Raw genomic sequence first — 10,000 nt, 5'->3', positions numbered from 1 at the left:
CGCCATCAGCCGGTTCTTCCGTAACGGATGAAATATAATCAGGCGTGCCTTGTTCACGCCAATGATCAGCAACCGCCTGAACCTCGCCATCACTCACAAAAGGTCCATGGACACGTAAGACCTGTTTGCCGCCGGGCATATAAAGCATATCACCCTTGCCCAAAAGCTGCTCTGCCCCCTGCTCGCCCAAGATGGTGCGAGAGTCGATTTTTGACGTTACCTGAAAGCTGATACGGGTCGGCAAGTTGGCCTTGATAACCCCCGTAATAACATCAACAGAAGGTCGCTGGGTCGCCATGATAAGATGAATACCGGCAGCACGGGCTTTTTGTGCCAAGCGCTGGATAAGATATTCAACCTCTTTACCCGCGGTCATCATCAAATCAGCCAATTCATCGACCACGATAACGATTTGAGGCAAAGGCTCATATTCCAAGGTTTCATCTTCGTAAATCGGCTGACCGCTGACTTTGTCATATCCGGTTTGAACCTTGCGGCTAAGCGCTTCGCCGCGTGCCTGCGCTTCTTTTACCTTCTGGTTAAAACCGGCAAGGCCACGAACGCCAGCAGACGCCATCATGCGATAGCGTTCTTCCATTTGTTCAACCGCCCATTTCAATGCCCGAACAGCTTTGGCAGGTTCGGTAACAACAGGGGAAAGCAGATGAGGAATACCGTCATAGATCGACAATTCCAGCATCTTTGGATCGATCATAATCATCCGGCATTGGTCGGGGGTAAGACGGTATAACAGCGATAAAATCATGCAGTTGATGCCGACCGATTTACCAGAACCCGTGGTACCAGCGACCAACAGATGAGGCATAGGCGCAAGATCGGTAATAACCGGATCACCGGCAATATTTTTACCCAGAATAAGAGGTAAAGAGCCTTGTTGGTTGTCATAGACTTCGGAACCGACCAATTCCCGCAAAGAGACCATGTCTCTTTTAGGATTAGGCAATTCAATACCGATAACCGTCCGTCCCGGAATAACCGCGATACGCGCCGATTCCGCTGACATATAACGGGCAATATCATCGGCCAAGGCAATAACGCGGCTGGCTTTGATACCGGCATCCGGCTCCAGCTCATACATGGTCACAACAGGCCCAGGACGAATTTCGACAATCTGACCACGGACATGGAAATCCTGAAGCACAGTTTCCAATAACCGTGCATTCCGTTCTAAGGCATCATGATCGACCGCATGGACGGCATGTGCCGCAATTTCCTGCAAAAAGTCGATCGAAGGTAAAGCATAATTGGTCTGTTCGTGAACGGTCTTTCTTTTGGCAGGATCGCTGGAATCTATCTTGGGCGAATAAGTCGTGATGATTGGGCGAGATTCCGATTTTTCGACAATATCCTCTTCGAGGATGTCTAAGGCCTCAACCTCTTCAACAGACGTCATTGGCTCGACATTTGCGTTTTCAACCGCCGGAGAAACCGTATTTTCTCTGGTTACCACGCGACTAGAGGAAACGGGTTGGCTGCTTTTTCCTGAGTTTTTTTGCTTTTCGCTTTTTCTCGAAGAAAAGCGCAAGCGGGAAAAAATTCGGTTTAAAACGGCCTTTTCATAGGCATCAAAACCCAGTCCCCATAGCCAGAGCGCGCCGCCCCCTACAAGAAAAAGGCAAAAAGAAACGGCATGGACAGCCGATGAGACCGCTGGAGAAAAAAACGACTGTATTTTATGAATGGTCGCATTGCTCAACAAACCAACGCCACCACCCCATCCGGCAGGCAGGCCACTTTGGCTATCACTCATCAAACCGGCAGCAGCTGATACCAGCATTACACCTAGAACCATCAATACCAAATGACGGAAAGGACGTTCTTGCTGCACATGCCGCCAAAGACGGAAAGCGGTTACCAACATCGGCGGTAGAACTAACAGCACCGGCAATCCGATAAAACTTAGCAAGAAATCGGAAAACCACGCCCCGACATCACCGGTAATATTACGGGCAGGCCCTGCCGCCGCTGTATTAAAAGCAGGGTCGGTTGAATTATAGCCCATCAAGGCAGCAAAAAGAAAAACAGTGCTGGCAAATAAAGCAACAGCCACAATAAAGCAGGCAGAGCGTGTCATAAAATAACGCATCTTTGCTTGCCATTCCGATCCGGTTATTTCGGAAATGATGCCTGTTGCCATAGGTGAATTTAACCCCGATCTTTTCAATTGCGAATGATGTAACCTGATAGAAATATCATTTTAGAATAAATTTCCTTACTATATTCTGGATATAATGAACAGGCCGCCCTCTATTCAGAAATCGGGCTGTTTTATATAAAATCGGTTTGAATAGATCAGGAAGAGGCAGCAGGAGAAATCGCCATGCATTTAAAAGCGGATGTTTTAATATTAGGTGGCGGTTTTGCCGGTATGACCTTGGCAGTAGCCCTTGACCGCTATAATATTAGCTCCATTGTGGTCGATACATCCGACCCTATCAGAATGTTGGAAAAGGGTTATGATGGACGGACGACCGCCATCGCTAGCTCTTGCTGGAAATTATTGGAAGCCATCGGCCTGAAAGAAAGCCTTGAAGGCAAAGGCTGCCCTATCCACACGGTCAGAACCAGCGATCAATTAAAAACACCCGATCTTTGCTTTGAATCCTCGAAAGATAATCCTTCCGGCTATATGCTGGAAAATCGCTATCTCAGGCAGGCGCTTTATGAAGCGACTTTGGCTGCCAAGCATGTCACTTTGTTGCAACCCGCTCATGCGGTGGAAACAGAACGCCGCAACGATGGTGTTTCGGCTACCTTAGCCGATGGCCGAAAAATAACGGCGTCTCTGCTTGTCGGGGCAGAAGGGCGGGCTTCACCGACCAGACAAGCGGCGGGTATCAATTTAACGGGATGGAATTATAATCATGCAGCGGTAATCTGCACGTTATTCCACGAAAAGCCGCATCATCATATCGCTCATGAAATCTTTTATCCCAAAGGTCCCGTGGCTCTTTTACCGATGCAAGATCAAGAAGGCCGCCATCGTTCCGCTTTGGTTTGGACAGTGCCGAGGGAAGAAGCAGAAGCTGTCAAAAATTTACCCGAACGCCCGTTTTTTGCCGAAGTAACCCGATTGACAGGCGGCATATTAGGAAAGCTGGATTTCGCATCCCATCCGACGGCTTACCCCCTTTCCTTCCAGTTCACCTCGAAAATGACTGATCTAAGGCTGGCTTTGATTGCGGATGCCGCCCATGGCATCCATCCCATCGCCGGACAAGGTCTAAATCTGGGATTACGGGATGTGGCGGCTTTAACGGAAATATTGGTTGAAGGACGACGGCTTGGCATGGATCTAGGCGATGCCATATTATTGGAACGCTATGCCCGTTGGCGCAGCCTTGACAATTTCGCGATTGCAGCTGGCACCGATGCTCTTGTCCGCATTTTTGCTGTTCCGGGGAAACTGGCCTCTTTCGCCCGACGGGTCGGTTTCAAGGCCATTAACAATATGGGCTTTATCAAAAACTTTTTCTTAGCCGAGGCGCGAGGCGACAATGGGAAATTACCCCGACTGTTAACGGGTAATAGCCTTTAGAAACAAAAAACCGGCCTTGATACTATTCAGGCCGGTTTCTTTTTAGTGAAGCGTTATTTTTCGATCCTCACCCTGTTGGTGACCAAAGAAATTAAGAGCGCTCATCAAAAGCTCTGCTCGCTCTGTCAGGTCAGTGCTTTCTAATAGGGCTTGTTTGATGCCGGTATCAAAAGGCGAAAGCTGGATGATGTTATTCATCAAAGATTCGTCATCCAGTTGGTCAGCGGATTGCCAATCGATATTCAAGCCTTGCGTTTGAGCAAACCAATGCGCTCGCTCTTCTATCTGGCAACGCTGTGCCAGATCCAAGGTTTTCGGCAGCTTCTTGTCATCAAACCCCTCAAAACTCGCCTCGACCTGACGGAAAGGCGTATCTGACTCAACTTCGCGGATCAGGTTAAAACGACTGATACCTTCCAGCACCAGATTAAAACAACCGTCATCCAAGGCTTCTGCCTCGACGATCTGACCAATGCTGCCGACAGAATAAAGCGGCGTTTCGCGTTTCAGGCTTTCTCCTACCCCCAATTTTGGCTGGATAATGCCTATTCTGCGATCACGAACCAGCGCATTTGAAACCAGCGTCCGGTAAGGCAAGGCAAAAACATGCAGATGCAAAATCGAACGCGGGAACAAAACAATCCCCGGCAATGGGAAAATAGGTATTGTAAAACTGTTTATAGTCATTAGCGAAATAATATAGCTGACAAGCGCCGCCGCTGGGCTGAAACCCAAGGGTCTTCAATGCCAACAACCTCAAAAAGTTGAAGAAGTTTAGTGCGGGCTGCCCCTTCATTCCAGTCACGATTATGTGCCAGAATAGCCAATAGCTGATCAGCCGCACTATCCCGATTACCGACCGCTATCAGATCACAAGCCAATGCGAAACGGGCTTCATCATCATCAGGATAATTTTCTACCTTGGCGCGGAGATTTTCAAGTTGATCAAGATTAACAGAATCCGCCTGTTTTGCCAAAGATAGCGCCGCTTCTGCCCGATGAATTTCCGGCTTGCCTTTCATGTCTTCCGGTAAGGTAGAGAGTAAAGCCTCGGCCTTTTTTATATCGCCAGCCAAAATCAACGCCCGTGCATAAGCCCCTGTCACCGCAACATCTTCCGGTTTGAGGTCATAGGCTTGCCCCAAAAGAGTGACAGCTTGTTCAGCGTCATTGTCATCCAAGGCCTTGTTACCCGATTCAAGGATTTGCTCGATATCTTCTTCGCCTGCGGCCTCGGCAGCGATCGGTAATTGTGTCAGTAATTGATCCAAGGCTTGTTGAAGCTGTGCCTCACCATTCGCAGGCGTAAGGTCAGCGACTAACTGTCCTTGAAATAACGCATAAAGGGTTGGAACCGATTGAACCCGTAATTGATCGGCGATGATTTTATTTTGGTCAATATCAAATGACGTAACGACAACGCCTTTTGAAGCATAGCTTTTGGCAATATTAGCCAGCATCGATCCGAAGCTTTTGCAAGCGTTCGACCATGTGGCAGAAAAATACAGCAAGACCAACTTTGTTTCAGAAGGCTCTACCGCTTGCTGCCGAAAATTTTCAATCGCTTTTTGATCAGCGCTGCTTAGTCCTAAGGTTGACACAATCAGCGTCCTTTTTCTTGCCGGTTTCTTTGATATTTATGTGGGGAAAGAAAAAGAATTGCCAACCCCTGCCCCGTCTAATTCAAAGGTAAATTGTCAATCACCCGCCCAAGACAAAATAACAGCTTGATCTTGCGAAGAAATAGACATCCGTTACAGGAAAAGGCTAGTAGAAAAGAAACAGGAACGATAACCCTTCCGGCTTCGTCCGATGACCTCTAACGAAAGATCGAACATGACAGATGCAGAGATATTAGCTGAATTCCGTGATGCAGGTGCCTTGTTGGAAGGCCATTTTATCCTTTCATCCGGTTTAAGATCGCCGCGTTATTTGCAATGCGCCCGCGTTTTGATGAATCCGGCACGGGCTGGCCGTCTGGCCTCTGCTCTGGTTTCGCGGATTCCAGATGATCTGAAACAGGAAATATCAGCCGTTATCTCACCCGCCATGGGCGGCATCATTATCGGTCAGGAAGTCGCCCGCGCTTTGAATGTGGATGCCATGTTCATGGAACGCCCGACCGGTGTTTTTGAACTGCGTCGCGGTTTTTCGATTAGCAAAGGTCAAAAAATCCTGATGGTCGAAGATGTTGTCACCACCGGCTTGTCTTCTCGTGAAACGATCCATGCCATTGAAAAAGCGGGCGGGAAAGTGATCGCAGCGGCTTCCTTGGTTGACCGTTCCAATGGCAAGGCCGCTTTTGATGTGCCTTTCTTCCCCTTGCTGAAACTGGATGTCCCGACCTATGCTGTCGATGAGCTTCCCCCGGAACTGGCCGCGATTCCTGCGGTAAAACCCGGTAGCCGGGCCAAGCCCGCTTAAAACAAGGCTCAAGAGGACGAAATGACCAAAAGAATAAGGCTTGGGGTCAATATTGACCATGTTGCCACTATTCGCAATGCACGCGGTGGAACCCATCCTGATCCCGTAAGAGCAGCCCAACTGGCCGCACATGCGGGTGCCGATGGGATTACGACCCATCTTCGGGAAGACCGCCGTCATATTAGCGATGACGATCTGGTTAATCTTGAAAAAGGCATTACGCTGCCCCTTAATCTGGAAATGGCCGCCACCGAAGAAATGCTAGAAATCGCGCTTCAGCATCGCCCCCATGCGGTCTGTCTGGTGCCTGAAAAACGGGAAGAACAAACAACCGAAGGCGGTCTTGATGCCGCAGGCCAGATTGACAGCTTAAAGCCGATTGTTGCGAAATTGTTGGCCGCAGGTATTCGGGTCAGTTTGTTCATCGAACCGGATGAAACCCAGATCAAAGCAGCTAAGGCTTTGAATGTGCCGGTTATCGAATTGCATACCGGCCATTATGCCAATAGCGTTAATGAAGAACTGGCGGCCGAGCTAATCCGCATTGAACAAGCGGCCAAGCTGGCAAAAAGCCTCAATATCGAGGTGCATGCCGGTCACGGTCTCACTTATGAAAATGTGATACCGATTGCCGCTTTGGAAGAAATTGCCGAATTGAATATCGGTCATTTCCTGATCGGCGAGGCGATTTTTATCGGACTTGAAGCCAGTATCAAGCGGATGCGCTATTTAATGGATGCCGCCCGCGCTGAAGACAAGGTCGATTTTCTGGTCAAGCATATCGCTTTATGATCATCGGGATCGGCACCGATCTTTGTAATATTGATCGTATCACGACCATTCTTGGTAAAAAAGAAAGCGGGCGTTTTATAAAACGCCTGTTTTCTTGTGAAGAAATTGAAGCCTCTTCTGCTTTTTCAATGACAAAAGCGGCCTTTTTTGCCAAACGCTTTGCTGCAAAAGAAGCGTTTGTCAAAGCGTTAGGAACCGGCTTTCGCCATTCGATTTCTTTTCAAGATATCAGCATATCGAATGATTCTTTAGGCGCACCCAAAGTGAATATATCGGGAAAGGCTGCGCTTTTACTTGAGGAAAAGAAACCGCCAAGGCATACCCTTTCTATTCACCTTAGTTTAAGTGATGATCATCCTTGGGCTTTGGCTTTCGTTGTAATAGAAGCCTGTCCTGCATAATTAAAACGATATAGTCAAAGTCAGAATAAACTGGCTCAAAAAGGTAAAAGCCTGAATGAATCAAGATAAAAGTTTAGACAGTGACGACATGAATCAGTCACAAGAAGACATGCCTAAAAAATTCAGTTTATGGCATGAGATTAAAGGTATTTTTTACATTTTACTTTTAGTCGGTATCGTTCAGAGCTTTATTGTCAAACCTTTCTATATCCCGTCAGAATCGATGATGCCGACCTTGTTAAACGGGGATCGTCTGGTTGTTTCCAAATATCCTTATGGCTGGTCTTACGCTTCGCCGATTTTTCATTTTTTGCCGTTTTTTCATGGCCGCCTGTTCGGGCATATGCCAAAACGGGGCGATGTTGTTATTGTTGTGCCACGCGGCCAGAAAAGCGATTATATCAAACGGGTTATTGGTTTACCGGGCGACACCCTTTCAGTCGAAAACGGGATTTTGATTATTAACGGTAAGCCCGTTAAGCGGAGAATGATGTCTCCGGCAATGATTCCGATTGATCAGAATATGCCTTGTGAAAATAATGGCTATCTCGCTATGGAACAGGTTACCGGTCAAGATGGACGGCGTTATTGTAAAATGCCCCGCATCGAGGAAACCCTTCCGAATGGCGTTCGTTATGAAACTTTGGATTTAGGTTACATTCCACAGGCTGATGACTATGGACCGGTGACAATACCGGAAGGTTATGTTTTCCTGATGGGTGATAACCGCGATCAATCAGCAGATAGTCGTTTTCCCTTGGAAGAACATGGATTGGGCGGCCCCGTTCCTATTGAGAGTTTAGGCGGTCGAGCTGAATTTATCACTTTCTCCTTGGACGGTTCTGCTAAAATCTGGAATCCGCTTAGCTGGTTCAAATCTTTCCGTAGCGGCAGAAGTGGTCTTAATCTGCACCCTACCGAAGCCAAACCATAAGGTTTTTAAATGCCGGAAACAAAGAAGCGGCCACCGGAAAAGCCCGGTCCCAGTGATCTCTTTCATGATTTTACAGCGCGGGAATTTAAAAAGGCAGCGGTTTGGATTTCTATGGCAGGAGGCACGGCATTGCTTTGCCTCCTTATCCAACCGATACTTTTAATTATTGCTGGTTTGGTTTTCGCTTCTCTCTTGGATGACGGCACCCGATTATTGGGGCGTGTTCTAAAAATAGGCCGAGGATACCGATTAGCCATTGTCTGTATCTGTGTGGCTATTTTCCTAGCTTTCACCTTGTATCTCGCTGTTTACCAATTAGGTGGTCAGTTAGATGCCTTGCAGGCTACTTTAACGACCCAATTTATCAATATTCGCGACTGGTTGGTTAGTAATGGCCTGATGTCGCCCCACGTCTCCAGCAGCGATATCGCCCAACGACTCTTTGGGTCTTTCGGTGAAGTGAGTGCTTTCGTCGGAAATGCCCTTGGCGCAGTCTCTGGCGGGGCAATGATTATGGTTATTGGTATCTTTGTTGCTATTGAACCCCATCTTTACGAAAGGGGTTTTGCATGGATGATACCGATTGCGAAACGTCCGGATTTTTACCGGATTTTTAACATTGCCAATAATAACCTACGGCGGCTGATGGCTGGCCGCCTTCTGGGTATGGCCATTGAAGGCGTCGGGACTTGGTTACTGCTTTTGGCAACAGGCGTGCCTATGGCGACGCTTTTAGGCCTGTTGACTGGATTATTAGCTTTCTTACCGAATATCGGCGCGCTGATTTCTGGCCTGTTAATTTGTCTGGTAGGTTTTAGTCAAAATGTTCAGACAGGACTTTGGGCAATGGGCGTCTATGCTATTGTTCAGACCATTGATGGCTATCTGATTGTTCCGATTGTAGCGCGGCGCTCTGTTAACTTGCCGCCTGCTCTGGAATTAGGCGCCCAGATTTTATTAGGCGCGCTGTTCGGCATTATGGGGCTGGCCTTAGCCGATCCCTTGGTCGCTATCGCAAAAGTTTCTTTGGAAGAATATTCAAAAATCGTCACAGAGCGCGAAGAGCATCAGCAACGCAATCACGTCAAACAATTCATGCTGAACAACAGAAACAAAGACGAGGAATAGCCTCACCGCTTTCAAAGCATGACTATAAAGGCATGGCCGGATTGGTAAAATAGTCCGGCTTTGCAGCGTGATTTGTTAGCTGTGTTTATTGTATTGAAGGTAGGCTCGCCGCATCGGCTGGCGGCGCTGGCACAACCGAGACCAGCTTCACATCAAAAATAAGAACAGCATTAGGAGGAATGACACCTCCTGCCCCTTCAGCGCCATAGCCAAGCTGGGGAGGAATCCAGAAACGATATTCACCGCCTTGCTGCATCAATTGCAAAGCCTCGGAAAAACCGGGGATAACTCTTGCAACTGGCATCATAACCGGAGCGCCGCCATTACGATCGGTCGAATCAAAGACAGTTCCGTCAGTCAGGCTACCCTGATATTCGACAGAGACCATGTCATTGATTTTCGGTTGGACACCCTTGCCTTTTTTGATGATTTTATATTGCAAGCCGGAAGGCGTTTTTTGCACGCCCTTATGATGTTCATTATCGGCCAAGAACTTTTCAGGAGACTGCGCCAATCTTGCAGGGGAAGACGTCCCCGCCAAAGCCAAAGTGGTTCCTGCAGCCGCCAGAAGAACCGCCCCTAACAAAGGTAAACGCATTGCGCGTCCAATAGACGCCAAGGAAGAAGCCTTATCCGAGCTCATATCATTCCTTTGAACAGGATTACCGTTACGATAGGGTGGTTTTCAACATTCAGCTATAAAACAGATCCCAAACAGCGTCTTATCCGAAAAAAGAGGAATAGGAAGCAATCGGGATAATA

At 47.9% G+C, this 10,000-nt stretch carries 10 protein-coding genes; 6 read left to right on the top strand and 4 right to left on the bottom strand.

Annotation, left to right across the window (positions count from 1 at the left end):
• A partial coding sequence (locus LDL18_RS01900; RefSeq protein WP_296506570.1) for a DNA translocase FtsK occupies positions 1-2,158 on the bottom strand: 2,158 nt, incomplete at its 3' end.
• A 183-nt stretch (positions 2,159-2,341) separates the two neighbouring features.
• Between LDL18_RS01900 and LDL18_RS01895 the strand changes: the two genes are divergently transcribed.
• A complete protein-coding gene (locus LDL18_RS01895; RefSeq protein ID WP_296506568.1) occupies positions 2,342-3,559 on the top strand; it encodes a UbiH/UbiF/VisC/COQ6 family ubiquinone biosynthesis hydroxylase in 1,218 nt (405 codons plus the stop codon).
• A gap of 42 nt (positions 3,560-3,601) precedes the next feature.
• Here LDL18_RS01895 and LDL18_RS01890 read toward each other — a convergent pair whose 3' ends face one another.
• Together LDL18_RS01890 and LDL18_RS01885 are read right to left on the bottom strand one after the other, a co-directional pair.
• The gene (locus LDL18_RS01890; RefSeq protein ID WP_296506567.1) at positions 3,602-4,246 is read right to left on the bottom strand and encodes an LON peptidase substrate-binding domain-containing protein; all 645 of its coding nucleotides are present in this window, start codon (positions 4,244-4,246) and stop codon (positions 3,602-3,604) included.
• Entirely contained in the window at positions 4,246-5,160 is a 915-nt protein-coding gene (locus LDL18_RS01885) for a tetratricopeptide repeat protein (RefSeq protein WP_296506565.1), read from the bottom strand. Before LDL18_RS01885 ends, LDL18_RS01890 begins: the two co-directional genes overlap by 1 nt.
• 235 nt (positions 5,161-5,395) lie before the next feature.
• Between LDL18_RS01885 and pyrE the strand changes: the two genes are divergently transcribed.
• From pyrE to LDL18_RS01860, 5 genes are read left to right on the top strand one after another with little or no spacing between them, the layout of a single operon-like run.
• Entirely contained in the window at positions 5,396-5,983 is a 588-nt protein-coding gene (pyrE, locus tag LDL18_RS01880; protein ID WP_296506572.1) for an orotate phosphoribosyltransferase, read from the top strand.
• A gap of 21 nt (positions 5,984-6,004) precedes the next feature.
• Positions 6,005-6,775 (top strand): pyridoxine 5'-phosphate synthase, encoded by a 771-nt coding sequence (locus LDL18_RS01875; RefSeq protein WP_296506563.1) that lies wholly within the window; start codon positions 6,005-6,007, stop codon positions 6,773-6,775.
• Positions 6,772-7,176: a holo-ACP synthase gene (gene acpS / locus LDL18_RS01870; RefSeq protein WP_296506561.1), complete on the top strand. Its 405-nt coding sequence runs from the start codon at positions 6,772-6,774 to the stop codon at positions 7,174-7,176. Before LDL18_RS01875 ends, acpS begins: the two co-directional genes overlap by 4 nt.
• A 55-nt stretch (positions 7,177-7,231) precedes the next feature.
• Positions 7,232-8,110 carry a signal peptidase I gene (gene lepB, locus LDL18_RS01865; protein ID WP_296506559.1) on the top strand — a complete coding sequence of 293 codons (879 nt, stop codon included), beginning with the start codon at positions 7,232-7,234 and terminating at the stop codon, positions 8,108-8,110.
• Positions 8,111-8,119: 9 nt separating this feature from the next.
• A complete protein-coding gene (locus LDL18_RS01860) occupies positions 8,120-9,238 on the top strand; it encodes an AI-2E family transporter (RefSeq protein ID WP_296506558.1) in 1,119 nt (372 codons plus the stop codon).
• Between the two features lie 85 nt (positions 9,239-9,323).
• Here LDL18_RS01860 and LDL18_RS01855 read toward each other — a convergent pair whose 3' ends face one another.
• A complete protein-coding gene (locus LDL18_RS01855) occupies positions 9,324-9,881 on the bottom strand; it encodes an FKBP-type peptidyl-prolyl cis-trans isomerase (protein WP_296506556.1) in 558 nt (185 codons plus the stop codon).
• Between the last annotated feature and the right edge of the window lie 119 nt (positions 9,882-10,000).

The organism is Zymomonas sp., assembly GCF_020216885.1.
Taxonomy (GTDB): domain Bacteria; phylum Pseudomonadota; class Alphaproteobacteria; order Sphingomonadales; family Sphingomonadaceae; genus Zymomonas.
This window is presented reverse-complemented; position numbering and strand designations above follow the sequence as displayed.

What these genes read in the sequence shown, in the direction of transcription:
- LDL18_RS01895 (WP_296506568.1), top strand. Translation starts at nt 2,342, where the DNA reads ATGCATTTAAAAGCGGATGTTTTAATATTAGGTGGCGGTTTTGCCGGT.
- LDL18_RS01890 (WP_296506567.1), bottom strand. Translation starts at nt 4,246, where the DNA reads ATGACTATAAACAGTTTTACAATACCTATTTTCCCATTGCCGGGGATT.
- pyrE (WP_296506572.1), top strand. Translation starts at nt 5,396, where the DNA reads ATGACAGATGCAGAGATATTAGCTGAATTCCGTGATGCAGGTGCCTTG.
- LDL18_RS01875 (WP_296506563.1), top strand. Translation starts at nt 6,005, where the DNA reads ATGACCAAAAGAATAAGGCTTGGGGTCAATATTGACCATGTTGCCACT.
- acpS (WP_296506561.1), top strand. Translation starts at nt 6,772, where the DNA reads ATGATCATCGGGATCGGCACCGATCTTTGTAATATTGATCGTATCACG.
- lepB (WP_296506559.1), top strand. Translation starts at nt 7,232, where the DNA reads ATGAATCAAGATAAAAGTTTAGACAGTGACGACATGAATCAGTCACAA.
- LDL18_RS01860 (WP_296506558.1), top strand. Translation starts at nt 8,120, where the DNA reads ATGCCGGAAACAAAGAAGCGGCCACCGGAAAAGCCCGGTCCCAGTGAT.
- LDL18_RS01855 (WP_296506556.1), bottom strand. Translation starts at nt 9,881, where the DNA reads ATGAGCTCGGATAAGGCTTCTTCCTTGGCGTCTATTGGACGCGCAATG.